The 25,570-nt window shown below is 71.7% G+C and carries 21 protein-coding genes; 20 read left to right on the forward strand and 1 reads right to left on the reverse strand.

From position 1 onward, the window contains the following. Window positions 1-50: 50 nt before the first annotated feature. Complete coding sequence (locus WMF14_RS09660) at window positions 51-428, reverse strand: hypothetical protein (RefSeq protein ID WP_437800286.1); 378 nt, start codon at window positions 426-428, stop codon at window positions 51-53. A gap of 140 nt (window positions 429-568) precedes the next feature. Between WMF14_RS09660 and bfr the strand changes: the two genes are divergently transcribed. The 20 genes from bfr to ftsA all read left to right on the forward strand — a co-directional run bounded on the left by bfr (window position 569) and on the right by ftsA (window position 25,336). Continuing rightward, complete coding sequence (gene bfr, locus WMF14_RS09665) at window positions 569-1,039, forward strand: bacterioferritin (protein ID WP_272101338.1); 471 nt, start codon at window positions 569-571, stop codon at window positions 1,037-1,039. A 211-nt stretch (window positions 1,040-1,250) separates the two neighbouring features. Beyond that, window positions 1,251-2,606, forward strand: coding sequence for a sigma-54-dependent transcriptional regulator (locus WMF14_RS09670; RefSeq protein WP_272101339.1), 1,356 nt, complete (start codon window positions 1,251-1,253; stop codon window positions 2,604-2,606). A 396-nt stretch (window positions 2,607-3,002) separates the two neighbouring features. Then, window positions 3,003-3,410 (forward strand): response regulator, encoded by a 408-nt coding sequence (locus WMF14_RS09675; RefSeq protein WP_272101340.1) that lies wholly within the window; start codon window positions 3,003-3,005, stop codon window positions 3,408-3,410. A gap of 9 nt (window positions 3,411-3,419) precedes the next feature. Next, entirely contained in the window at window positions 3,420-4,544 is a 1,125-nt protein-coding gene (queA, locus tag WMF14_RS09680; protein ID WP_437800288.1) for a tRNA preQ1(34) S-adenosylmethionine ribosyltransferase-isomerase QueA, read from the forward strand. Continuing rightward, the gene (tgt, locus tag WMF14_RS09685; RefSeq protein WP_272101342.1) at window positions 4,541-5,707 is read left to right on the forward strand and encodes a tRNA guanosine(34) transglycosylase Tgt; all 1,167 of its coding nucleotides are present in this window, start codon (window positions 4,541-4,543) and stop codon (window positions 5,705-5,707) included. The genes queA and tgt overlap by 4 nt, the downstream gene beginning before the upstream one ends. Window positions 5,708-6,032: 325 nt before the next feature. After that, window positions 6,033-7,733 (forward strand): response regulator, encoded by a 1,701-nt coding sequence (locus tag WMF14_RS09690; RefSeq protein WP_437800290.1) that lies wholly within the window; start codon window positions 6,033-6,035, stop codon window positions 7,731-7,733. A gap of 71 nt (window positions 7,734-7,804) precedes the next feature. Beyond that, on the forward strand, window positions 7,805-9,949 hold the full coding sequence (locus tag WMF14_RS09695; RefSeq protein ID WP_437800292.1) for a GYF domain-containing protein: 2,145 nt from the start codon (window positions 7,805-7,807) through the stop codon (window positions 9,947-9,949). A 97-nt stretch (window positions 9,950-10,046) separates the two neighbouring features. Next, window positions 10,047-10,451, forward strand: a complete 405-nt coding sequence (locus WMF14_RS09700; RefSeq protein ID WP_272101345.1) for a cobalamin B12-binding domain-containing protein — start codon at window positions 10,047-10,049, stop codon at window positions 10,449-10,451. A gap of 541 nt (window positions 10,452-10,992) precedes the next feature. Beyond that, a complete protein-coding gene (gene mraZ, locus WMF14_RS09705) occupies window positions 10,993-11,451 on the forward strand; it encodes a division/cell wall cluster transcriptional repressor MraZ (protein ID WP_012234291.1) in 459 nt (152 codons plus the stop codon). 20 nt (window positions 11,452-11,471) lie between these two features. Beyond that, complete coding sequence (rsmH, locus tag WMF14_RS09710) at window positions 11,472-12,395, forward strand: 16S rRNA (cytosine(1402)-N(4))-methyltransferase RsmH (protein ID WP_437804170.1); 924 nt, start codon at window positions 11,472-11,474, stop codon at window positions 12,393-12,395. Further along, a complete protein-coding gene (locus WMF14_RS09715; RefSeq protein WP_437800295.1) occupies window positions 12,392-12,745 on the forward strand; it encodes a hypothetical protein in 354 nt (117 codons plus the stop codon). The genes rsmH and WMF14_RS09715 overlap by 4 nt, the downstream gene beginning before the upstream one ends. Then, window positions 12,742-14,829 (forward strand): penicillin-binding protein, encoded by a 2,088-nt coding sequence (locus WMF14_RS09720; RefSeq protein ID WP_437800297.1) that lies wholly within the window; start codon window positions 12,742-12,744, stop codon window positions 14,827-14,829. Before WMF14_RS09715 ends, WMF14_RS09720 begins: the two co-directional genes overlap by 4 nt. Next, window positions 14,826-16,430 (forward strand): UDP-N-acetylmuramoyl-L-alanyl-D-glutamate--2,6-diaminopimelate ligase, encoded by a 1,605-nt coding sequence (locus tag WMF14_RS09725; protein ID WP_437800299.1) that lies wholly within the window; start codon window positions 14,826-14,828, stop codon window positions 16,428-16,430. Before WMF14_RS09720 ends, WMF14_RS09725 begins: the two co-directional genes overlap by 4 nt. Next, window positions 16,427-17,557 (forward strand): phospho-N-acetylmuramoyl-pentapeptide-transferase, encoded by a 1,131-nt coding sequence (gene mraY, locus WMF14_RS09730; RefSeq protein ID WP_012234296.1) that lies wholly within the window; start codon window positions 16,427-16,429, stop codon window positions 17,555-17,557. The genes WMF14_RS09725 and mraY overlap by 4 nt, the downstream gene beginning before the upstream one ends. Window positions 17,558-17,561: 4 nt before the next feature. After that, window positions 17,562-18,932 (forward strand): UDP-N-acetylmuramoyl-L-alanine--D-glutamate ligase, encoded by a 1,371-nt coding sequence (murD, locus tag WMF14_RS09735; RefSeq protein ID WP_437800301.1) that lies wholly within the window; start codon window positions 17,562-17,564, stop codon window positions 18,930-18,932. Beyond that, a complete protein-coding gene (gene ftsW / locus WMF14_RS09740; RefSeq protein WP_437804172.1) occupies window positions 18,932-20,254 on the forward strand; it encodes a putative lipid II flippase FtsW in 1,323 nt (440 codons plus the stop codon). The genes murD and ftsW overlap by 1 nt, the downstream gene beginning before the upstream one ends. Further along, on the forward strand, window positions 20,248-21,459 hold the full coding sequence (gene murG, locus WMF14_RS09745; RefSeq protein WP_437800303.1) for an undecaprenyldiphospho-muramoylpentapeptide beta-N-acetylglucosaminyltransferase: 1,212 nt from the start codon (window positions 20,248-20,250) through the stop codon (window positions 21,457-21,459). The genes ftsW and murG overlap by 7 nt, the downstream gene beginning before the upstream one ends. Next, window positions 21,459-22,868: a UDP-N-acetylmuramate--L-alanine ligase gene (murC, locus tag WMF14_RS09750; protein WP_272101351.1), complete on the forward strand. Its 1,410-nt coding sequence runs from the start codon at window positions 21,459-21,461 to the stop codon at window positions 22,866-22,868. The genes murG and murC overlap by 1 nt, the downstream gene beginning before the upstream one ends. Further along, window positions 22,865-23,884 (forward strand): FtsQ-type POTRA domain-containing protein, encoded by a 1,020-nt coding sequence (locus WMF14_RS09755; protein ID WP_437800305.1) that lies wholly within the window; start codon window positions 22,865-22,867, stop codon window positions 23,882-23,884. Before murC ends, WMF14_RS09755 begins: the two co-directional genes overlap by 4 nt. Window positions 23,885-24,013: 129 nt before the next feature. Further along, a complete protein-coding gene (gene ftsA / locus WMF14_RS09760) occupies window positions 24,014-25,336 on the forward strand; it encodes a cell division protein FtsA (RefSeq protein WP_437800307.1) in 1,323 nt (440 codons plus the stop codon). Window positions 25,337-25,570 lie beyond the last annotated feature (234 nt).

The raw sequence follows: 25,570 nt of genomic DNA on the forward strand, positions 1-25,570 counted from the left end.
CTCGGCGCGCTGGATCGAGCGCTTCTGGCTCGATCCAAGGCGATTTCGGATCACGTGCCGACTCGACAATCCGCCCAGGCGACATTCCCCTTGACGCTTCGATATTGAAAGCTATGTTCAATATCAATCCCACCCGTTCCGTAGCCGGGGTTCTGCATGTACGTCTGCCTCTGCATGGGCGTCTGTGATCGAGAGATTCGCGAAGCGATGAGTGAGGGCGCCTGCTCTGTTTCGCAGGTGATGGAGTGCACGGGCGCCGGTACGCGCTGTGGCTCCTGTCGGTCGACGATCGCCGAGCTTGTCGGTGAGCGCGACGGGGCCTCGACGCCGCGCCGCCTGGTGATGGCGCCGGTCTCCAGCGCAGCTTGATTCTCCGGACTGGCCGGCAACACGCTGAACGCCTTGGTTTCCGTCGGGAGCGACGGCATCGCCGCCTATTTCCTTAGAAACTTCTTGCGCACCTCCACGGACCTTGCGCATTTGTGCGGGGCGCTGGCGCTCCAGTCAGCGTCCCCCCGCCCAACAGGGGCGGGGCCAGCACGACAGGCATGAGCGCGAGAGGGATTCGATGAAGGGTGCAAAAGACGTCGTTGATGCGTTGAACGAGGTGCTTGCAGCAGAGCTCGTCGCGATCAACCAGTATTTTCTGCACGCGAAGATGTGCTCGCACTGGGGCTTCGTCACGCTCGCTGCGCGCGGGCGCGCCGAGTCGATCGACGAGATGAAGCACGCCGATGCGATCATCGAGCGCATCCTCTTCCTGGACGGGCTGCCCAACCTGCAGCGCCTGGACACCCTGCACATCGGGCAGAGCGTGCCGGAGCAGCTCAAGAGCGACCTCGATCTCGAGTACAACGCGGTCAAGCGGCTCAACTCCTCGATCGCGCTCTGCCGCGACAGGGGCGATCGCACCAGCGAGGAGCTCCTGGCCAGGATCCTCGAGTCCGAGGAGGAGCACATCGACTGGCTCGAGACACAGATCGGGCTGATCGAGAAGCTCGGCGAGACAGCCTACCTCGCCCAGCAGATCCGCGAGTAGGGGAGGGTGGGGGACGCCCCTCGCGCAGAGGGCATCCCTCGTGCACCCTTCTGGCGGCGGAGGTCGTGCTTGACGTACGATGCTATGGACGCATGTCCGAGGCGCCGCGGACGACCGTGCTCGCGCGCTTACGCGCCAGCGCGGTACGTCGGTCGTGATCGTCGCGCCGCGCTCGTCCCCCGGAGAAGGATGAGCGCGGCGGGGGAAATCCATGTCGAAGATTCTTGTCGTCGATGACCAGCGGAACATGCGGACCACGCTCGCGATGATGCTGCGTGGCGCCGGGTACGAGGTCGATGAAGCGGCGGACGGCAGCCAGGGCGCCGATCTGGGCGCCAAGGGGGCGTACGACGTCGTGCTCACCGACCTCCGGATGGGCGGCTTCGACGGGATCGGCGTCCTGCGCGCGGTGAAGGAGTCGAACGCGAACACGGAGGTCATCGTGATGACCGCGTACGGCACCATCGAGAGCGCGGTGGAGGCGATGCGGCTCGGCGCGTTCGACTACATCCAGAAGCCCTTCTCGGAGCAGGAGCTCCTCGTGAAGGCAGAGCGCGCGATCCAGAACCGCAAGCTCACCGGAGAGGTGCAGCTGCTCGCCAGCGAGTTCAAGGAGCGCTACCGGTTCGAGAACATCGTCGGCCGCTCGCAGGCGGTCCGCGAGGTGCTCGGCCGGATCGTCAAGGTCGCGCCGACCGACGCGACGGTGCTCATCACCGGCGAGAGCGGCACCGGCAAGGAGCTCGTCGCCAAGGCCATCCACGCCAACAGCAAGCGCGCCGACCGCCCGTTCGTGCCGGTGAACTGCGCCGCCATCAGCGAGACGCTCCTCGAGAGCGAGCTGTTCGGCCACGCGCGGGGCTCGTTCACCGGCGCGATCTCGGCGAGGAAAGGGCTGTTCGAGGAGGCCGATGGGGGCACGTTCTTCTTCGACGAGATCGCCGAGACCCCGCTCACCTTCCAGGCGAAGCTGCTCCGCGCGATCCAGGAGAACGAGATCCGGAGGGTAGGCGAGAACAAACCCATCAACGTCGACGTGCGCATCATCGCCGCGACGAACCAGGAGCTCCTGACCGCGGTGTCGGAGAAGCGGTTCCGCCAGGACCTCTACTACCGGCTGAACGTCGCGCGCTTCGTGCTCCCGCCGCTCCGCTCGCGTCGCGAGGACATCCCGATCCTCTGGGAGTTCTTCCTGGAGAAGTACAACCGCAAGATGAGCTGCCGCGCCCGCGCCGCCGACGGCGTCGTCGAGGCGCTGACGCAGTACGACTTCCCCGGCAACATCCGCGAGCTCGAGAACATGGTCGAGCAAGCGGTGGCCCTCTCGGGCGGCGGCGTCATCAGCGTCGACGACGTGCTGCCCGCCGCGGTGCAGCCGAAGCGCGCGCCAGAAGCCGGCGGCAGGCTGCTCGCCGACGTCGTCGACTGCGCCGAGCGCCAGGCGATCGAGGCCGCGCTGCGGGAGTGCGACGGCAGCCGGGAACGCGCCGCCGAGGTGCTCGGGATCAGCGCGACCACGCTGTGGCGCAAGATGACCCGCCTGGCGATCACGTATCCCCCGGGCTGAAACGACGCCGAACAGCCGAGCGCCTTCCATTGCCTGCCCAGCCGGGCTCAGCAGCCCGCTCCCACGGCACACAGCGACCTCAGGCGGACCGCGCTCGACGGGCCGTGCTCCCCCGGCACCGCGCCCTGCTGCCCGTCGAGCTCATCCTGCATTCCTCCGTTCGGGTCGTAGGGAAGCGACCTCTCGAACGGAGCAAACCACCTGACTCAGCAGTGAATCGGGGGAGCTAGCCTACGTGAGATTGCATCTTTGCAATGATGCAGCGTCGGGATTTGCCTTAGTGCAATGAGGCGCCTGATGTAGACTGTGCTCTTCTGTTTCACTTTAGCGTCGGCAACCGCAACGCGTCGATTCGGGAACTTGGCCCGACGATTGCTAGACAGATAGGCGTATTGAATGGCGGCGATCGCCGCAGGAGGACGCTTAATGGCCCGCATGCTGATCGTGGACGGTGAGAATTCCCAGCGTCGCGCTCTTTCGGCAGGGCTAAGCGTCGAGGGGTTCGAGGTCGTGTTCGCCGCCTCGTTCCAGGATGCGATGTTCACCCTCGGCTCGTCTCCGGTCGACGTGGCGATGATCGACCTGATGATGCCGGACCTGAACGGCCTCGAGCTGGCGCGGCACATCCGGCATGCGTTCCCGAGGGTGCGGGTCGTGCTCTCCAGCGCCTATCACCTCTCCGCGCGCCAGGTCGAGCGCGCCGACTGCGGCGCGGTGGCCTTCGTCCCCAAGCCTTATCAGGTGGGCGAGATCTGTCGCTTCCTCCGCGCCAAGACGAGCGTGCTCGCGCCCGCGTCGTGCTAGTAGCGCGGCGTGCGCTGCGAGCTGCTCGACTACGAACTCCCTGAAGCGCTGATCGCTTCGCGGCCCCCCGAGGAGCGCGACGGAGCGAGGCTCCTCCTCATCGATCGGGGCCGCGGAGCGGGCGAGGTCGAGCACGCGGCGATCCGCGATCTCGACCGGCACATCGAGCGCGGCGCGCTCGTCATCGTCAACGACACGAAGGTCGTCCCCGCTCGTCTGTTCGGGAGGAAGCGCGGCACAGGCGGGCAGGTCGAGCTCTTCCTGCTGCACCGGCTGGACGGGGCCCCGGCCGGCGCGGAGGACCTCGGCGGAGGGCCGCAGGAGAGCGCGCCGCGGTCCGAGCGCTGGCGAGCGATGGGGCGCGCCTCCAAGCCGATACGTCCCGGATCGGTGCTCGATCTCGAGCGCGACGGCGCGCTTGTCGCGGAGGTGCTGGAGCGCGCCGAGGACGGCGTGCTCACGGTGCAGCTCTCCTCGACCGCGGGGCTGTCCGTCGCCGCTGCGATCGACGCGTACGGGCACGTCCCGCTCCCGCCCTACCTCGGCCGCGGCGACGACGCGTCCGATCGCGAGCGGTACCAGACCATCTTCGCCCGGGTCCCAGGGGCGGTCGCCGCGCCCACGGCGGGCCTCCACCTCTCGCCCGGCCTCGTCGAGCGGCTGCGCGCGAACGGGGTCGAGATCGCGAGCGTCACGCTGCACGTCGGCCTCGGTACGTTCCAGCCGGTCACGGCCGACGATCTCGACCTGCACCCGATGCACGCGGAGGTCTACTCGATCCCGGACGCGACCGCGGGCGCGATCGCGGCGGCGCGCGATCGCGGCGCGCCGGTGATCGCGATCGGCACCACCGTGGTGCGCGCGCTCGAGACGGCCGCCGATCCGGCCCGCGCAGGCCTCGTGCGGGCGCAGTCCGGGGAGACGCGCCTCCTCATCCAGCCGGGCTATCGGTTCCGCGTCGTCGACGCCCTGCTGACCAACTTCCACCTGCCGCGCTCGACGCTGCTCGCGCTGGTGTTCGCCTTCGCCGGCCGCGAGCGCACGCTCCTCGCGTACCGCGCGGCGATCGACGCCGGCTACCGCTTCTACTCGTATGGTGACGCCATGCTGATCCGCGGGGTGGACGCGCCATGAGCCGGACGCCTGGTTTCTCCTTCTCCGAGCTCGCGAGGGACGGGAATGCCCGGACGGGCGTGCTCTCCACGCCGCACGGCGACGTGCTGACCCCGACGTTCATGCCGGTCGGCACCCAGGGCAGCGTGAAGACGTTGACGCCCTCCGAGGTGGCCGCGACCGGCGCGAGGATCGTCCTCGGCAACACGTACCACCTGTGGCTCCGCCCTGGCCCCGAGCTCGTCGCGCAGCTCGGCGGCCTGCACGCGTTCACCCGCTGGCCGCACGCGATGCTCACGGACTCCGGGGGCTTCCAGGCCTTCTCGCTCGCCGAGCGGCGCACCCTCATCGAGGACGGCTTCGTGTTCCGATCGCACCTCGACGGCGCCCGCAAGACGCTCACGCCCGAGGTCGCGATGGAGGTGCAGGGGCTGCTCGGGGCCGACATCGCGATGCAGCTCGACGTGTGCCCGCCGGGCGGCGCGCCGCGCGCAGAGGTCGAGGAGGCGTGTCGCCTGACGACGCGCTGGGGGAAGCGCTGCCTCGCCGCGAAGCGCCCGAGCCAGGCGCTCTTCGGCATCGTGCAGGGCGGCACCTCGGTCGCGCTGCGCACGGCGCACGCCGATGAGCTCGGCGCGTTGCCGTTCGACGGGCTCGCCCTGGGCGGCTTCTCCGTGGGCGAGCCGATCGCGATGATGCACGAGGTGGTCGCGCAGATCGCGCCGCACCTCGACCCGACGCGCCCCCGCTACCTCATGGGCGTGGGGACGCCGCTCGACCTCGTGCACGCCATCGGCGCCGGGGTCGACATGTTCGACTGCGTGCTCCCCACCCGGAACGCGCGGAACGGGCAGGCGCTCACGCAGCACGGCAAGATCGTCATCAAGCAGGCCCGCTACAAAGAAGATCGTTCGCCGCTCGATCCGACCTGCGCTTGCCCGACCTGCGCCGGTGGATACAGCCGCGCGTACCTGAGGCACCTCTACATGGCTGGCGAGATCCTGGTGCTGCGCCTGCTGACGGAGCACAACCTCCACCTCTATGGCCGCCTGATGCGAGAGGCGCGCGCGGCGATCGCCGAGGGGAGGTACGCGGCGTTCGCTCGCGCGTGGATCGGCGCGAGCGACGCCGGCAAGGCAAACGGCGCGAACGATACAGCGGACACGACCGAGTCGACCGAGTGACCCTACATCGTCGCCATGGCCGCTTCGATGCGTTCACGGAGCGGGCGCAGAGGGCGCCTTCGCGCCGCGGGCGCATCGCCTGCGCTGCCGGGAGGGTTCCGGAGTACCATGGGCGGATGGTGAGCTCTCGCCTCTGGCGCCGGGACGCGCGCTCGGATCCGCGCGCATCGGGCGGCGTTCTGGCCGCGCTCGACCCGGCCGTATGCCCGAGCCGCCGGCGCACGGGCCCGAGCCGGTCGTGTCGGTCGGACGGCCGACTTCGCGCGCGGGTCGCGTGCTTGCCCGCGCATTCCTCGTCCATTAGCCTTCGAACTCGGCCCGCGGAATGACGCAAGACGCCAACAAGAAGCCGCTCGGACGCATCCTCCTGCAGCAGAGGGCGGTCACCCAGCCCCAGCTCGAACAGGCGCTCCTCGATGCGCGCGCGAAGGGGGTGCCCCTCGCCACGAACCTCATCGAGAGCGGCACCGTCTCCGAGGTCGCTGCGCTGAAGGCCCTCTCCGAGCAGAGCGGCGTTCCTGGCATCGATCTCAACCAGGTCTGCATCAAGCTGAGCGACCTCTCCATCCTCCCCCGCGAGATCGCCGCCAAGCACAAGCTCCTTCCCGTGCTCGTGCGCGAGGATCGCATCCTCGTGGCCATGGCCGCGCCCGCCGACAAGAAGGTGATCGACGAGCTCGAGTTCGTGACCGGCAAGCGCGTCTTCCCGTACATCGCGCTCGCGGGCCCCCTCGTGCGGACCATCGCGGCCGCCTACGACATGAAGGAGCAGGGCGAGCCGTTCTACGTGGGCGCCAAGTGCCCGCCCGAGGTGCTGAAGCGGGCCGGGCTCGGCTCCACCACGTCGTCCGCTTCCGAGGCGCCGCCCGCGCCCCCGCCCGCCCCTGCACAGCCTGCACAGTCTGCACAGCCTGCGCCGCGCCGACCTGCGTCCGCCGTGCCCCCGGCGACGGCGGCCCAGGCCCCGGTGGCCCAGGCCCCTGCGGCGCCTGCTCCCAGCGCCGCCCCGCCGCCGCCGCGGTCCGCGCCGGAGCGCCCGCGTGACGACGCGGAGATCTCGTTCGCCGATCTCACCGACGAGCCGAGCCCGCCTGCTGCCACGTCGCCGGCCCGCCTCTCCTCGGCGGGGCCGCCGCTCGTCGTCGACGACGCCATGCGGAGGGCGGCGGCGGCCGACGAGCTCACGGACACGGATTTCGGCACCGCAGATCGCGATCTGTCCGTCGTCGAGTCGCTCCCGGGCGCAGGCAAGGCGCCGCAGGGCGATCAGACGACGATCCTGGTCGTCGACGACGAGCCGGAGATCCGGAAGCTGCTCCGTCGCATCTTCGAGGAGCGCGGGTACCGCGTGGAGGAGGCCGATCGCGGGCTCCTCGCGCTGCGCATGGTCAAGGAGAATCCGCCCGACGTGATGATCCTCGACGCCATGCTGCCGGAGGTGCACGGCTTCGACATCGCCCGCCGCATGAAGGGCACCCAGCGCTACGGCCACATCCCGATCATCATGATCTCGGCCGTCTACCGCGGGTGGCGGTTCGCGGAGGACCTGAAGTCGAGCTACGGCGTCGAGGCCTACATCGAGAAGCCCTTCCGCGTCGCCGACGTCGTCGCCGCCGTGGAGAACGCGCTCCAGGCGCGCTCGATCCGCGGCGATCAGGACCGGATCTCGGCGGAGGCGGAGCGCCTCCTCGCCGCGGGGATCGCGGCGTATCGCGCGGGCGATTTCGACAAGGCCGTGCGGCACCTGCGCGAGGGCACGGCGATCGACCCGCTCGCGTACCGGCTGCACTTCCACCTCGGCCTGCTCTACGGCAAGCAGGGGCAGCTCTACGACGCCATCCAGGAGCTGGAGACGGCGCTGCACATCAACGGCAAGCACTTCCCCGCGCTGAAGAACCTCGCCGTGCTCTATCAGAAGGCCGGGTTCCGCAACAAAGCCATCGAGACCTGGGAGCGCGCGCTGGGCGTCGCCCCCGATGACCCGACGCGGCAATCGATCAAGGAGCACTTGCTCGGGCTGCTCTGACCGCCTACCCCATGTCGTCTGGGGCCAAGCTGTCGTAGACTGCGCCATTCCACCGGCAGGCGCGTCCCTGGATGAAATTCATCTGCGATAACTGCAAGGCCAAGTACCAGATCGGCGACGAGAAGGTCGCCGGCAAGATGGTGCGGATGCAGTGCCGGCGATGCGGGCACCTCATTCAGGTCAGCGCGAGCGTCACCGAGAGCTCCGTGGCACGTGCTCTCCCCGTCGAGCCGCCGCGCGAGGCGGGCGACGATGCGCACGTCGCCCCTCCGAGCGACGAGGCGCCGGCGGCGGACGCGGGGGCGGCGAGCCCGTTGAAGCCGCCGCCGGCTTCGTCGCTGGGCCAGGGCGCCGCGCCGGCGCCGCCCCGGCCGACATCCCAGGCCCTGCCGCGCCCGGCGGGCGCTCCTCGACCTCCGGTCGCGCCGCGCGCCGTCCCCGGACCGGCGTCGAGCCCGCGTCCGGCGACCGCGCCGCTGGCGGCCCCTGCGGCCCGGACCGCGCAGCCGGCGCCCGCAGCGCCGGCGCGTTCCCCTGCGCCTGCCGCCAGGGCGGCGGAGCCCGCGCCCCCGGCGGGGGCCGCCGGCGCGTTCACGCGCGCGATGTCCAATGACCGCCCGCTCGGGAAGGCGCCGGCCGTGCGCGCCACGGCGAGCGAGGACTGGTACGTCGGGGTCGGCGGCGTCCCGCTCGGCCCGGTGCGCCTCTCGGTCATTCGCGACAAGGCGCTTGCCGGCGCGGTGGACGGCGAGTCGCTCGTCTGGCGCGAGGGCTTCGATGAGTGGCTGCCCCTCAAGAACTTCCCGGAGCTGCTCGAGATCGTCACGCAGGCTCAGTCCACCCGTCTGTCTCCGCCCGCGCGCCGCATCAGCACCACGGGCTCCTCTGTCGGTCAGCCGCAGGCGTCTCCGTCGGCGAAGGCGCCCTCCTCGTCGAGGATCCCTGCGCTCGCAGGGGCCGCGCCCGCGCGCCCGGCGACGCGCGAGCCGGAGCCTCCTGGCCTGAACGAGCAGGCGCCGGCCGTCGCCGCCTTCACCGCGGCGGGGATGCCCGGTGCATCGACGCCGCTGCCCGCGCCTGTCGCGTCAGCTACGTCCGTTGCGTCCGTCGCGCGCGTCACGCCGGGGGTGCCAGCCGCGAGCGCGCCGGCCGCATGGCCAGGCGCGCCGACAGGCGCCGTGCGGACCCACGCCGCGGGCGCTGCGCCGGTGGAGGTGCTCGCCGATCCCTTCGCGGCCGATCGAACGGCCCCCGTCGCGTTCGCGCCCGGACCCGAGCTGCCCGCGTCCGCCTCGACCGAGCTCGCTCGTGGGGCCGGCGGCCTGGCCGCCGGCGGGTCGCTCGCCGCGGCGGCGCCCGCGGGCGGCCTGGCCGCTGGGGTAACGCGCTCTGCGACGGCGCCCGCAGGAGGAAGGCTGACCGCGGGGGCCTCGTCCGCCGCGCCGGCAGGGGCCCTCGCCGCGGCGGAGCCCGCGCCTCTGGTGGCCACGCCTGGTAGCCTCGTGGAGACGGTCGCGCCAAGGCGGCGGTCGGGCATGAGCCCGCTCGCTTACGCCTTCATCGCCATGGCAGCGGCGTTCGGTGGCGTCTCCGCTTTCGTCCTGCTCTCCCCGAAGCCGCAGCCCGTGCAGGTCGTGACCGCCCCCACGCCCCAGAGCCAGCCGGCCGATTTGCCAACGGCGGCCCCGCCGCCACCGCCGAGCGTCGAGCCGGACGCGCCTGCGCCAGCCGAGACGGCCTCCGCCCGTCCAGAGGTCGCTTCGACGGGCAAAGCGGGCGGCGTCGCGAGCCAGCGCCCTCCTCCTGACAAGCCAGCCGCTCCGCCGGCCTCTGCCCAGTTCGATCGGTCCGGGTTCGGCGCTGGGGTCCCAGGCCCCTCGTCAGGACCGGGGAGCCAGGGGGCCGGCGCCGGCTTGAGCCCGCTCTCCCAGGGGGAGATCTCCGGCGTCGTCGAGTCGAACCGCCCTAGCGTCCGGCGCCACTGCTGGCAGCCCGCCCTCGACGCGCGCGCCAGCAACGCGGCCAGCACCGCGAGGGTCTCCGCTTCGGTGGTCATCGCCGCCTCGGGCGCCGTCCAGTCCGTCTCGGCCGGCGGGTCGGAGAAGGATTACCCCGGCCTGTCGAGCTGTATCGCCTCCCGGATCAAGTCCTGGCGGTTCCCTCCTTCCTCGGGTTCCACCCCCGTGACCATTCCGTTCGTCTTCGCCGCGCAGTAGGGTCCGCTGCTCGGCAGGGACACACCCGCGGAGCGAAGGCCGCTCGAGCGGGCGCTTGGCTTTACGTCTGCCCAGGCAGACGGTAATCGACGCGCTCATGGCAGAGCGCAAAGTCCGAATCCTCGTGGCGAAGCCCGGCCTGGACGGCCACGACCGCGGCGCCAAGGTGGTCGCCAGGGCACTCCGCGATGCGGGGTTCGAGGTGGTCTACACGGGCCTGCACCAGACCCCCGACATGATCGCCTCCGCCGCCGTGCAGGAGGACGTCGACGCCGTGGGGCTGTCGATCATGTCCGGAGCGCACAACACCCTCTTCCCCGCGGTGATCGAAGCGCTCCGCAACCACGGGGCCGAGGACATCGTGGTGTTCGGTGGGGGCATCATCCCGGATGAGGACATCGCGCGGCTCCAGCACGCCGGCGTGAAGGGCGTCTTCACCCCCGGGACCACCCTCAAGAGCATCGTGGAGTGGGTCCAGACCAACGTGACCCCCCACGGCTGACCGCCGCCGCGTCGCTCCTCCCCACTCTCCCCCACCGCGCTCCTCCCCGCCGGGCCACCACGGTCGGGCCACCGCGCTCCTCCTCCCCAGGCCACCGCGCTCCTCCCCACCGGGCTTTCCCCCGGCAAAGAGCTCGCTGAGCCCGTCCGGTAACCCGGATACGCACCCGTTCGTCCGGCTGCGAATCGACGTGCCCAACGGCGGCGATCCGCCTTGCCTGCTTTCCGTCTTGCCAGCGTCCGCCGGACGCGTTCCAGCCCACCTCCCAGCGGCTCCCCACTTCCTCCCACGGACCTGCCCGGGGACGATTTGTCGATAAATCACGCTGTTTTGTTGGGTGCGACCTTGAGGGCACATGTCCTACATAGGTGGTGGATGAGGTCCAGAAATCTCCCAAACTGTTGACACTCGGCACCTCACTCCGTAGCGTGGCGGAGCTTCGTGGGAAGAAGTGGCAGAGAATGTCACGACGCGGCGTGCGCCCGGTGGAGCAACGCGTCGCCAACCCCTCGGCGGGACGGACCAGCCGGAGCTGGGGTCGATGAGCACGATGTTTCGCGGTCACTTCGAGCACGCGATCGACGCGAAGGGGCGCACGAGCCTCCCTTCGCGCTTTCGCGATGTGCTCGCGGCCGCGAACGACCTGCGGATGGTCATCACCCCGGCCCTCTTCGACCCCTGCCTGCACGCGTACCCGATGAAGGCCTGGGAAGAGCTGGAGGCGAAAATTGCAGCACTTCCGCAATTTGATTCGAACGTTGTCGCATTCCGGCGCCGTTACCTGTCCGCGGCCGTCGAGTGTGACCTTGACAAGCAGGGCCGGATCCTCATCCCGCCGTCCCTCCGCGAGCACGCGGACCTCACGAAGGACGTGCTGTGGGCGGGCATGGGCCAGACGATCGAGCTCTGGTCGCAGGAACGGTGGAAGGCCGCTCAGCAGATGAGCGAGGTCGAGCTTCAGAGCTTCAAGAACGCAATCGCGGAGCAGTTCCGCCTATGAACGTCGTCAATGTAGTCCCCATGCACCTGCCTCCTCCGCCGCCGCGCCCGCGCGGCGAGCAGCACGTCTCCGTCCTCGGCCGCGAGGTGCTCGCCGCGCTCTCGCCGGTCAGCGAGGGCGTCTACGTCGACGCCACCCTCGGCGCCGGCGGCCACACAGCGACGATCCTCGAGACGCCCGGCGCCAGGGTCATCGGGATCGATCGCGACGAGCGCGCCCTCGCCATCGCGCGCGCCCGGCTCGCCCGCGCGGGGGAGCGGGTGACCTACGTTCACGGCGAGTTCTCCGAGATCGAGCGGCACCTCGCGGCCCTCGGCGTCCCGCAGGTGGACGGCCTCGTGGCCGACATCGGCGTGAGCTCCATGCAGCTCGACGACCCGGCCCGCGGCATGAGCTTCCGCGCGGAGGGGCCGCTCGACATGCGGATGGACCCGAGCCGCGGCGAGACGGCGCTCGAGCTCATCGAGCGGCTCAGCGACGAGGAGCTCGCGGACCTCATCTACCGCTACGGCGAGGAGCGCCGCAGCCGGAGGGTCGCGCGTTGCATCAAGCAGGCGGCCGACAGCGGCGAGCTCGCGACGACGCTCGACCTGCGGCGCGCGGTGGTGCGCGCCGTCGGGCCGGCGCGCATCGGCGGCGTCGATCCGGCGACGCGCACGTTCCAGGCGCTGCGCATCGCGGTGAACGGTGAGCTCGACCAGCTCGAGGCGCTGCTCGAGGCGGCGCCCAGGTTCATCGCGCCGGGCGGCGTGCTCGCCGTGATCTCGTTCCACTCGCTGGAGGACCGCATCGTCAAGCGCGCGCTGCGTGAGCCGGAGGTCTGGGAGCCGCTGACGAAGAAGCCGGTGACCGCGGGCGACGACGAGGTCGAAGGCAACCCGAGGGCCCGCAGCGCGAAGCTCCGCGCCGCGAGGCGCGTGGGCGGGGCGGAGGCGCTCGCGTGACGCAGCAGCGTCCGTTCCTGATCTTGTGGACGCTCGCGGTGGCCGCGACGGTGGCGGCGTTCATCGTACACCTCGCGCTGCGAGGGCGCACGGTCGACCTGGGCTACAAGCTCGGGCGAGCGCGCGCCGAGCAGGCGCGGCTGCGCGAGGTCAAGCGGGTGCTCTCGCTCGAGGCGGCCAGCTACGAGACGCCGCAGCGCGTGGAGATGGTCGCCCGCTCGCTGCTCGGCATGACGCCGCCCCCGCCCGAGCGCGTGATCCCGGTGCGGGGCTACTCGGCGCCGCCCGGCGAGCGCGAGCCCGACGGCGAGGAGTCCGGCAGCGCGCCGCCGAGCGGAGGGCAGCCGTGAAGAACCTCGATCCCCGGCGCGCGCGGTGGATCCGCATCCGCATGGGGCTGCTCTGCGGCCTCATGGCGCTCGGCCTGGGCGGCGTCGTGTCCGGCGCCTACCGCATCGAGGTCGAGGACGGGGACGCGTGGTACGACCTCGCCGAGCGGCAGCGCCAGCGGCGGCTCCACATCACGCCGAAGCGCGGCACCATCTACGACAGGAACGGCGCGCCGCTCGCGGAGAGCGTCGAGGTGCCCAGCGTCTCCGTGGACGCGGTCGAGATGCTCCGCGGCATCGAGGAGAAGTACGTCCCGATGCGGATCCAGCAGTACGCCGAGCGCATCGCGCAGGCGCTCTCGCTGCCGCTCGAGGAGGTCCTGGAGAAGCTCAGCCGGCGGCGCCGCTTCGCGTGGCTCAAGCGCCGCATCTCCGAGCAGGAGGTCGAGAGCGTCCGCGCGCTCGGGGACAGGACGCAGCGCTACCCGGTGCGCGGGCTCGTGATCGAGGGCGAGGGGCGCCGCTTCTACCCGAACCGCGAGCTCGCCGGCCCGCTGCTCGGCTTCGTCGCGACCGACGGCGAGGGCAAGGAGGGGATCGAGCTCAGCCTGGAGCACGAGCTCCGCGGCAACGCGTCGGAGGTGCGCGGGCTCCGCGATCGCTCGGGCCGGCTCATCTTCTCGGAGGGGATCGAGGACGAGCAGGCGCTCGCCGGGCACAACGTCCACCTGACGATCGACAAGGGTATCCAGTTCACCGCCGAGCGCGAGCTCGAGGCGGCGATGAAGACCTACGAGGCGCTCGGCGGGTCGATCGTGGTCGTCGATCCGGAGAGCGGCGAGATCCTCGCCATGGCGAGCGCGCCGGGCTTCAACCCGAACGACTACTCGCAGAGCGATCCGGGGTCCCGGCGCAACCGCTGCGTCGTCGATCGCTTCGAGCCCGGCTCCACGATGAAGGTGTTCGCCATCGCGAGCGCGATCGCGGCGAAGAGCGTCTCCCCCAGCGCGACCATCTACTGCGAGGAGGGGAACATGGCGATCGACAACGTCGTGATCCACGACACGCACGTGCACAAGTGGCTGACGTTGCCGCAGATCCTCGCCCAGTCGTCCAACATCGGCACGGCGAAGATCGCGCTCGGGCTCGGCGAGCAGCGGCTCTACGAGGGCTTCCGTCGGTTCGGCTTCGGAGACCTGACGGGCGTGCCGCTGCCGGGCGAGTCCGTGGGCGTGCTGCGGCCGCGCGGCCGCCCCTGGGTCCAGGTCGAGACGGCGGCGGCCGCGTTCGGGCAGGGGATCAGCGTGACCACGCTCCAGCTCGCGATGGCCATGGCGTCGGTCGCCAACCACGGGCGGCTGCTCGAGCCGATCCTGATCAAGCGGGTCACCGACGGCACCGGCGTCACGCTGTCGGAGGCGTCGCCGCGCGTGCGCCGCGACGCGGTGCCAGCGCCGATCGCGCGGATGATGTCGGAGATGCTCGTCGCGGTGACGGAGGGGGACGGGACCGGCGTCGAGGCCGCGATCCCTGGGTTCCGCGTCGCGGGGAAGACGGCCACCGCGCAGAAGATCGATCCCGCGACGGGCAAGTACACCGACACCCACTACGTGGCGTCGTTCGTCGGGTTCGTCCCGGCCGAGCGGCCTCGGCTCACCATCGCGGTGGTGCTCGATGAGCCGATGGGCGGCACGTACGCCGGCGGCTCGGTCGCGGCGCCCGTCTTCCGTCGGGTCGGTGAGATGGCGCTGCGCTACCTGGGCGTTACCCCGCGCGGGAGCGTGCCGATGAAGCTGTCGGAGATCAGCGAGCAGTCGGGGGAGGACCTCGCGGCGAGCACCTACCAGGTGCTGAGCGAGGCGCGCGCCGCGGCCGCGCCGATCTCGACGGGGGTGGTCACGCCGTCCGCGCCGCTCAAGGCGGGGGAGCTGCGCGTCCCGGATCTGACGGGGCTGCCGCAGCGCGAGGCCGTGAAGAGCGCCGCTGCGCTCGGGCTCGATCCGAGCGTCGAGGGCACGGGCCGGCTCGCGCGCCAGGAGCCTCCGGCCGGGACCGTGCTGCCGAAGGGATCGCCCCTGAAGCTCATCTTCGAGCCCCCCACATGACGGAGCGCGATCACAAGGAAGCCAGCCTGGGCGAGGTCGAGCTCGCGCTCCGCCTCGGCGACGTGCTGCGCGAGATCCCGGGCGCCGCGCTCTCTCCGGCGGGCGCCGCGGACATGGTCGTGACGGGCGTGCACCTCGACTCGCGCAAGGTGGGGCAGGGGGACATCTTCGTCGCGCGCGCGGGCGCGCGCGCTCACGGCGAGCGCTTCATCCCCGAGGCCGTGGCGCGCGGCGCGCGCGCGGTGATCCTCGCCCGCGGGAGCGCGGCCGACACGCTCGGCGCCGCGCGCGTCGAGGTCCCCGACGTGCCGCTCGCGCTCGCCCAGGCTGCCGCCGTGGTCTACGGACACCCGACCTTCACGCTCGAGGTCGTCGGCATCACCGGCACGAACGGCAAGACGACGACGGCCCACCTCGTCCAGGCCTGCATCGATCGGTGCGGTGGCCAGGCCGGGATCGTCGGGACGCTCGGCTACCGCTTCGGCGATCTCGATGTCCACGCCTCGCACACGAGCCCCGAGGCGGACGAGCTCGCCCGCGTCGCCGCCGCGATGGTCGCCCGCGGCGCGACGCACCTCGTGATGGAGGTGTCCTCGATCGCGCTCGCGGCGAAGCGCGTCGACGCGGTCCGGTTCCGGATCGCCGTCTTCACGAACCTCACGCAGGATCATCTCGACTACCACGGCACGATGGATGTGTACGCGGCGGCGAAGGCGCGCCTGTTCGTGGATCTCGGCCCCGGCGCCGCGGTCATCAACGTCGACGATCCCTTCGGGCGGCAGCTCGTCGAGATGCTCGCCCCGGGCGGGCTCTCGCGCCCGACCGCGGCGACGCTCGCGCGCTACTCGGCGGAGGTGGGCGCGGGCCCGGACGCGGCGGAGATCGCGCCCGTCGAGCTCGCGCACAGCGCGAGCGGCACGTTCATCCGCGCCCGCACGCCCGCCGGCGAGGTCACCATCCGCTCCCACCTGCTCGGCGCGCACAACGCGTCGAACCTGCTCGCCGCCCTCGCCGTGGCCTACCTGCTCGGGTTCGACGTCGGTGACGCCGCCGCGGCGCTCTCGTCTCCGATCCAGGTCGCGGGTCGCCTGGAGCGCTGCGACACCCCGGGCTCCGACGATGTGATCGTGCTCGTCGACTACGCGCACACGCCGGACGCGCTGGCCCGCGTGCTCGCGAGCGTCCGCGCCCTCGGCGGCGGGCGCACCCTCTGCGTCTTCGGGTGCGGCGGCGATCGCGATCCGCTGAAGCGGCCGCAGATGGGCGAGGCGGTCGGCCGCGCCGCCGACGTCGCCGTCGTCACCAACGACAACCCGCGGAGCGAGGACCCGCGCGCGATCGCCGACGCCATCCTGCCGGGGCTCGCCGCGGGGCGCGCGCGCGTCGTCGTCGAGCTCGATCGAGCGCGCGCGATCGAGCTCGCGGTGCTCGACGCCGAGCCGGGGGACGTGGTCCTCATCGCCGGCAAGGGCCACGAGCCGTACCAGATCATCGGCGGCGCCACGCTGCCGTTCGACGATCGCGACGAGGCGCGGCGCGCGCTCGCGGCGCGCCGCGCGCGGACCCTCGGCGACCAGCTGCCGCACGGAGGTGCGGGGTGATCTACGAGCTCTTCTACCCGCTCAAGTTCCACTACGGCTGGCTGAGCTGGCTCAACGTCCTCCGCTACATCCCGTTCCGCACGATCATGGCGACGATCACCGCCATGGTGCTGACGTTCGTGCTCGCGCCGTGGTTCATCCGCGAGCTCCGGCGCAAGCAGATCGGGCAGGTGGTCCGCGCCGAGGGGCCGGAGACGCACAAGATCAAGGCGGGCACGCCGACGATGGGCGGCGCGCTCATCCTGCTCTCCCTGCTGCTCCCCACCGTGCTGTGGGCCGACCTCAGGAACCCCTTCGTCCTCGCGACGACGGCCGTCACCGCGGGCTACGGCGTCATCGGCTACCTGGACGACTTCCTCAAGATCAAGCGGCGGAACAGCGGCGGCCTGCCCGGGCGCTACAAGCTCATCGGCCAGGTGCTCATCGGCGGCGCGGCCGTGGCCTACACGTTCCTGCTCGCGTCCAAGCTCCCGCCGGACTGGGCGGAGATCAGGACGCGGCTCGCGATCCCGTTCGTCGCGTTCTCGAAGTACCCGATCGAGCTGCCGCTCTACGTGTACATCCCGTTCGCCGTCTTCGTCGTGGTCGCCACGTCGAACGCGGTGAACCTCACCGACGGCCTCGACGGCCTCGCGATCGGCCCGGTGATCATCAACGCGGGGACCTACCTCATCCTCGCGTACATCGTCGGCGCCTCCATCGCGAGCTTCTCGCTCGCGACCTACCTCGACATCCCGGCGATCGCGTCGGCCGGCGAGCTGTCGGTGTACTGCGGCTCGGTCATCGGCGCGGGGATCGGCTTCCTTTGGTACAACACGTACCCCGCCCAGGTCTTCATGGGGGACGTCGGGTCGCTCGCCCTCGGAGGCGGGCTCGGGATGCTCGCCGTCTTCACCAAGAACGAGCTCCTGTCGATCATCCTCGGGGGGATCTTCTTCATCGAGACGGTCAGCGTCATCACGCAGGTCCTCTCGTTCAAGCTCACAGGCAAGCGCGTCTTCTTGATGGCGCCGATCCACCACCACTACGAGAAGAAGGGGTGGGCGGAGCCCAAGATCATCGTCCGCTTCTGGATCATCTCCATCCTCCTGGCGCTGGTCTCCCTGGCGTCGATGAAGCTGCGGTGAGGGCATGATGGACGTCCGCGGGCGAACAGTGATCGTCGTGGGGCTCGGCCGGAGCGGCGTCGCGGCCGCGCGCCTCCTGAACGCGCGCGGCGCGCGCGTGATCGCGAACGACGGCGCGCCGCGCGAGCGGCTCTCCGCCGCGGCCGCGGCCCTCGAGGGCGAGGGCGTCGCCCTCGCGCCGGGAGGGCACGACCCGGCGCTGTTCGACGGCGCCGACCTCGTGATCGTCTCGCCGGGCGTGCCGTCGTTCCCCGCGCTCGACGCCGTCGCTCGCTCCGGGCGCGAGGTCATCGGCGAGCTCGAGCTCGCGTCGCGCTTCGTTTCGGCGCCCATCGTGCTCGTCGGCGGGACCAACGGCAAGAGCACGACGACGGCGCTCACGGGCGCGATGCTCGAGCGGGCCGGCCTGCGCACGTTCGTCGGCGGCAATTTCGGGACTCCCCTCGCCGAGGTCGTCGACCAGGCGTGGGACGTCCTCGTCCTCGAGATCTCGAGCTTCCAGGCGGAGCGCGTCCCGACGCTGCACGCCCGCGCCCACGCGCTGCTGAACATCACGGACGATCACCTCGACCGCTACCCGAGCTTCGCGGCGTACGCCGACGCGAAGGGCAACCCGTTCGAGCGCATGACGCCCGAGGACGTCGCGGTCGTCCCCCTCGGCGACGAGCTCGTCGCCCGCCAGGCGGCGCGCGGGCGCGCCCGCGTCGTGACGTTCAGCGCGCGCGACGCCCGCGCGGACGTGAGCGCCGCGGGTGACGCGATCGTCGATCGCGTCGCCGGCGCGAGCTACCCGCTGGATCGCGTGCGGCTCACGGGCGCGCACAACCTCGCGAACGCCTGCGCCTCCGTCGCGCTCGCCGCCGCGCTCGGCGCCCCCGCGGCGGCGATCGGCGACGCGCTCTCGAGCTTCGAGGGGCTCGCGCACCGGACCGCGCTCGTCGCGGACGTCGACGGGGTCCGCTATTACGACGACTCGAAGGGGACCAACGTCGGCGCCTCCGTCGCCGCGCTCTCTGGCCTGCGCGAGGCGAAGGCCGTCCTGATCGCGGGCGGGCGCGACAAGCTCGGCGACTACGCCCCGCTCGTCTCGGCGCTGCGCGAGCGGGGGCGCGCCCTCGTCGTCCTCGGCGAGGCCGCGGACCGCATCGCCGCTGCGGCCGCCGGCGCCCTGCCGATCGCGCGGGCGGGCTCGATGGAGGAGGCGGTCCTCGCGGCGCGCTCCCTCGCGCGGCCGGGCGACGCGGTGCTGCTCAGCCCCGCGTGCTCCAGCTTCGATATGTTCCGCGACTACAAGGACCGCGGCGACGCCTTCGTCCGCGCGGTCCGCGAGCTCCAGGGAGCTGCCGGCGGGGCCGCCGGGGAGGTGGCGTCGTGATGTCGTGGAGCGGGGCGTTCGGCGCGCGCGGCGATGCACCCAAGAACCGGCACGTCGGTCCCCCGGACCAGGAGAAGGCGGCGCCGGGCGGGATCGCGGCGGCCGCCGAGGCCTTCTGGAAGGTGCGATCGAGCCCGTCGGGGCCGGTCGACGCCCTGCTCGCGGCGGTCGTCACGGCCCTCATCGGCTTCGGCGTGGTGATGGTCTACAGCGCGAGCGCCGTCGAGGCAACGGTGCGCTACAAGGACGCCCAGTTCTTCCTCAAGCGTCAGGCGGTCTACGCGGTCCTCTCGGTCGCCGCGATGTGGATCACGAGCCGCATCGATCACCGCCGGCTCAAGGTCCTCACGTACCCGGTGCTCATCACCGTCACGGCGATGCTCGTCGCCTGCGTGGCGGGGCTCGGCCACAAGGCCGGCAACGCCTACCGCTGGATCTCGCTCGGCCCTGTCCACGTGCAGCCGGCCGAGGTGGCCAAGCTCGGCATCGTGCTCTGGCTCGCCTACTCGCTGTCGAAGAAGGCCGAGCGCATCAAGTCGTTCTCCGTCGGCTTCCTCCCGCACCTCCTCGTCGTCGGGCTCTTGATGCTCCTCTGCCTCAAGCAGCCCGACTTCGGCAGCGCGGTCGTGCTGCTCTTCCTGACCTTCACGCTGCTGTTCGTGGCGGGCGCGCGCGTCCCGTACATCGCCGCGTTCTCCATGCTGCTGGCGCTCGCCGGCGCCGCGCTCGTTCGCTTCAGCGGCTACCGCTACGCGCGCTACCTCGCGTGGATCGACATGGACAACAACCGCGCGGACCTCGCCTACCAGCCGTTCCAGTCGGTCATGAGCTTCGGCTCGGGCGGGCTGTTCGGCCTCGGCCTCGGGCGAGGGCTGCAGGTGCTCTACCTGCCGGAGGCGCACACCGATTTCGTGTCCGCGATCGTCGGCGAGGAGCTCGGCTTCGTCGGCATCGTCGGCCTGTGCGCGGCCTACCTCGTCATCGTCTCGCGGGGCGTGAAGATCGCCCTCGAGGCGGCCGACGATTACGGCAGCTTCATGGCGTTCGGCATCGCGACGCTCTTCGGGGTGCAGGCGATGACGAACCTCGCCGTCGCGATGGCGATCCTCCCCACGAAGGGGCTCACGCTGCCGTTCCTCAGCTATGGCGGCTCCTCGTTGCTCGTGAACGCCGTGGCCGCAGGCATCCTGCTCAGCATCAGCCGGTCGCGGACCGTCGTGGCCCCCGAGAAGAGCGGCGAGGCGGGCGCCGCGCCGATCCCGCACGCGCCGAGCGCGTCGGCCGTGGTCGCCGCGTCGGCCGAGGAGGGCGGCACATGGTGACCGTGCTCATCGCCGGAGGCGGCACCGGCGGCCACGTCTTCCCGATGATCGCCGTGGGCGACGCCGTCCGCGCCGCGGCGCCCGAGGCGCGCGTCGTCTACGTCGGCACCGCGCGCGGCATCGAGGTGCGCGTGATGGGCGAGCGCGGCGACAGCCTCGAGCTGCTCCACGTCCTGCCGCTCCGCGGGGGCGGCCTCTCCGGCTTCGTGCGCGGCGCTGCCCGCGCGGGCAGCGTCCTCCCGGAGGCGAGGCGGCTCGTCGAGCGGCTCGACGCCCGCGTGGCGCTCTCGCTCGGCGGGTACGCCGGCGGACCGGTCTCCCTCGCGGCCCGCTCGCTCGGCGTGCCGGTCGCGATCCTGGAGCCGAACAGCGTCCTCGGGCTCTCGAACCGGCTGCTCTCGCCCATCGTCGACCGCGCGTACGTCGCCTTCCCGGAGACGGCGCGCGCGCTGCGCCCGAGCACCGTGCGCCTCTTCGGCGTCCCCCTCCGGCGCGCCTTCGCCCGCGCCCCGTACGCGCCGCGCGAAGGCGCGCTCCGCCTGCTGGTGCTCGGCGGCAGCCAGGGCGCGCTGGCGCTGAACGACGTCGTCCCTCGCGCGATCGCGCGAGGCCGCGAGCGCGGCGTCGAGCTCGAGGTGGTGCACCAGACGGGGAGGGATCGCGAGGCCGCGGTCCGGTCGCTCTACGCCGAGCTCGGCCTCGCAGGGGGCGCGCATGTCGTCCCGTTCATCGACGACGTGGCGGAGGCGCTCGCCGCGGCCGACGTCGTGATCGCCCGCGCGGGCGCGTCGACGCTCGCCGAGCTCTGCGCCGTCGGGCGCCCTTCAATCCTGATTCCCTACCCGTTCGCGGCCGACAATCACCAGCTGAGGAACGCGCAATCCCTCGAGCGGGCCTCCGCCGCGGTCGCGATCGCCCAGGGCGACGCCACCGAGACGCGCCTCGCCGACGAGATCGCCCGGCTCGCGGCCGCCCCGGCGCTCCGCGCCCGCATGGCGGACGCCGCGGCGGCCTTCGGCACGCCGGACGCCGCGGCGCGCGTCGCCGCCGATCTGCTCGAGCTCGCGCGGGCTCCGCGCCACCGCGCGCTGCGCTTCCCCACCCTCGGCGCTCGCGGCGAGCGCGTCGACGAGGCGCAGCGCGGCGTCGTGACGAACCAGGCCGCGCCGCTCGGCGCTGGCCTCGGCTGGGAGGAGGCAGGCTGATGTTCCGCGGTCGCGTTCGCCACGTCCATTTCGTCGGCATCGGGGGCGTCGGGATGAGCGGCCTCGCCGAGATCCTGCGCTCGCTCGAGTTCGAGGTCTCCGGCTCGGATCTCAAGGAGAGCTCGACGACGCGGCGGCTCACGTCGCTCGGCGTCCGGATCGACATCGGCCACCGCGCCGAGAACGTCCGCGGCGTCGATGTCGTCGTGTACTCGAGCGCCATCCGCCCCGAGAACCCCGAGCTCACCGAGGCGCGCGCGCTCGGCACCCCGGTGATCGGGCGCGCGGAGATGCTCGCCGAGCTGATGCGCGTGAAGTACGGCGTCGCGATCGCGGGCTCGCACGGCAAGACCACGACGACCTCCCTGGTCGCCACCGTCCTGCGCGCCGCCGGCCTCGATCCCACCGTCGTCGTCGGCGGCAAGATGGCGGCGCTCGGCACGAACGCGCGGCTCGGCGCCGGTGACCTGCTCGTCGCCGAGGCCGACGAGAGCGACGGATCGTTCCTGCGGCTCACCCCGACGATCGCGGTGGTCACCAACATCGACCCCGAGCACCTCGATCACTACGGCACGCACGAGCGCATCAAGGACGCCTTTGTCGAGTTCGCCGCGCGCGTCCCGTTCTACGGGCTCGCGGTGCTTTGCCTCGACCACCCGCACGTCCAGGATCTGCTCCCGCGCATCCCGCGCCGCCACGTCACGTACGGCGTCTCGCCGCAGTCGGACTACTCGGCGCGCGGCATCCAGTTCCGCGGCCTCGAGACGAGCTTCAACGCGTACCGCCGGGGGGAGCCGCTCGGCGGCTTCACGGTGAAGATGCCGGGCGCGCACAACGTCCTCAACTGCCTCGCCACCATCGCGGTCGCGGACGAGCTCGAGGTGCCGCTCGACGTCACCAAGCAGGCGCTGGCCACGTTCGGCGGCGTCGCTCGCCGCTTCACGGTCGTCGGATCGATCGGCGGCGTCACGATGATCGACGACTACGGCCACCACCCGGCCGAGATCCGCGCCACCATCGACGCGGCCCGCCGGGCGTTCCCCGGCGAGGATCACCGCGTCGTCGTGGCCTTCCAGCCGCACCGGCACACCCGCACGCGCGATCTCTTCGACGAGTTCACGCGCGCCTTCAACCAGGCCGACGTCCTGCTCGTCACGGACATCTACGCCGCGGGCGAGCCGCCGATCCCCGGCGTCACCGCGGACCGCCTCGTCCAGTCGATCCGGGAGCACGGCCACCATGACGCGCGCTTCATCGCCGACAAGGCCGACCTCCCGGAGGCCCTCGAGAAGATCGTCCGGCCCGGCGACGTGGTCATCGCGCTCGGCGCGGGCGACGTGAACGCGTGCGTGCGAGGGCTCAAGGCGCGGCTCGAGGCGAAGTCGCCGCCGCAGGAGGGAAGCTCATGACCGAGCGTCCCAGCGCGCCCCCGCCGAACCGCCGCCGCTCGCTGCCCTCGGTGCCCGCGGCGCCGCCGGTCCGGGCGGCCTCCGCGCGCGCCTCGAAGCCCGAGCCCGTCGCGGCGGTGCCGCCGAAGAACGAGCGCGTGCGCGCGTCGAGCCCGTCGTCTCACGAGTCGCCGGCCCCGCCCGCGACGAGCGTCTCCGTGCGCCCGCCGCGCCCGCAGGCGAAGGACGGCGCGCCCCCGGCGGCGCGCCCTCGGCGCCCGATCGCGCGCCACCTCCGTGCGCTGCAGCTGCTCGCGGGCGCCGCCGTCGTGCTCGTCGCCTCGACCGCCGTCGCGTGGGGCGCGCGCCGCTACATCGTGTCGAGCCCTCGCTTCGCCGTGCGCACGGTGCTCGTCGACGGCGTCCAGCGCCGGACCGCTGAGCAGGTGGCCAGCTCCGGCGGCATCGAGGTGGGCAAGAACATCTTCACGCTCGATCTCGAGCTCGCCGGCGCCTCGATCGCCACCGACCCCTGGATCGAGAAGGCGACGGTCACGCGCAGGCTCCCCTCGACGATCCACGTCGACGTCGTCGAGCGGGAGGCGCAGGCCATGGTCGCGATCGGCGGCGATCTCTACCTCGCGACGCGCGACGGCGAGCTCTTCAAGGAGCTCGCCGAGGACGACCCTGTCGACCTCCCCATCGTCACGGGGATCACCGGCGAACAGGTGGCGCGGGATCGCCCCGGCGTCGTCATCGCGGTCCGGAGCCTGCTCGACGTGGTCGAGGACCTGGAGCGCGCCGGCGTCGCGCGCCGCTATCCGACCCAGGAGCTCCACGTCGAGCGGGACGGGTCGATCGTCGTCACCATCGGGAAGGAGGCGATCTCGCTCCACCTCGGGCAGCCGCCCTACCGGGACAAGGTCGCCCAGGCGTCGCGGGTGCTCACCGAGCTCGCCCAGCGAAAGGCGAGCGCGTCGGTGATCTTCCTCGACAACGACGCGCACCCCGAGCGCGTCGTGGTGAGGATGAGATGAGCGCCGTCGTGCCCGCTCTCCGCGCCGGCGATCGCCGAGCAAAACTTGGCCGGTGCTGCTGGCACATGGCAGCGTCGTGCCCGCCTTACACGCGCATGGGGCTCGTCCCCGCATGAGGTGGTGCACGCAATGAAGAGCCGGATGGAGACTACTGAGATCGTCGTCGGACTCGACATCGGGACGACCAAGGTCTCGGCGGTCGTTGGCGAGATCGACGCTGATGGGATCACCATCCTCGGGGTGGGCAACGTCCCGTGCCGCGGCCTGCGGAAGGGCGTGGTGAGCAACATCGACTGGACGGTGCGCTCGATCGCCGAGGCGATCGAGGCCGCCCAGACGATGGCGGGCGTCGAGATCCGCACCGTGTATGCCGGCGTCGCGGGCAGCCACATCCGCTGCCAGCAGTCCGACGGCGTCGCCGCGGTCTCCGGCGGCGAGGTCACGCGGCTGGACGTCGAGCGCGTCCTCGAGGGCGCGCGGGCCATCCCGGTCGACGCCGATCGTCAGATCCTGCACGTCCTGCCGCGCGAGTTCACGGTCGACAACCAGGACGGCATCCGCGACCCGGTCGGGATGAGCGGCGTCCGGCTCGGGGTGAAGGTGAACCTGATCACCGCCGCGACCTCGTGCGTGCAGAACGTCGTCCGCTGCGCGGAGCGCTGCGGCCTCACCGTGGCCGACGTGGTGCTGGAGCCGCTCGCCAGCGCCGAGGCGGTCCTCTCCGAGGACGAGAAGGAGATCGGCGTCGCCATCATCGACATCGGCGGCGGTACGACCGACCTGCTCCTCTACGTGGACGGCGGAATCGCGCACGCCAGCGTCATCCCGGCGGGCGGCAACAACGTGACGGCTGACATCGCCGCCGGGCTGCGCACGCCGATGGGCGAGGCGGAGCGCCTGAAGCGCAACGCCGGCTGCGCCCTGGGCCGAATGGTGGGCGACGAGGAGGAGATCGAGGTCCCCGGCGTCGGCGGGCACATGCCGCGCAAGGCGGCGCGCCGCGTCCTGTCGGACATCATCGAGCCGCGCGTCGAGGAGATCTTCGCGGTCATCCGCAAGCGGATCGAGGACACGGGGATGCTCGAGCAGCTCTCGGCCGGCGCGGTGGTCACCGGCGGCGGCGTCCTCATGGAAGGGATGACGGAGTTCGCCGAGGAGATCCTCGGGATGCCCGTGCGCCTCGGCGTGCCGGTCGGCGTGCGAGGCATCACGCAGCTCGTGGCCGGCCCGCAGTACGCGACCGGCGTGGGCCTCGTTCAGTACGGCGCCAACGCACTCGCGCAGGCGCGCGCGCTCACGCCGATGACGCTCGACGCCGGCCACGCAGGACGCGCGGAGATCCGTCGCGAGAAGCTCCGCGAGCGCGAGCTGCGCCGAGATGTCGTCGAAGAAATGACGATTGAAAAGAGGTCGAGCGGGAGGTTCTGGAACTGGCTTCGAGCAGCATTCTAGGCATGACGTGGCAAGAGAAAGTTGTTAGAGAATTGGGTTTGAGAGGGTCCGATAGCGCACGGGCGATCCCTCTTGAACGCGAAGTCAAGAGGGTTTGAAGCGCGGTGTTCGAAGGGGAAGAGGCGCCCCTCCGAATGCCGTCCGGAGCGAGGACGTCCTCGCGCACTGAGGGTTCCGCGCCGCTCGACCTCCGCAGGGGTCGGCGCCGGGCCGAGCGGCTAGCTGTACTTCCCC

This window comes from Sorangium sp. So ce693, from assembly GCF_051521375.1.
Taxonomy (GTDB): domain Bacteria; phylum Myxococcota_A; class Polyangia; order Polyangiales; family Polyangiaceae; genus Sorangium; species Sorangium atrum.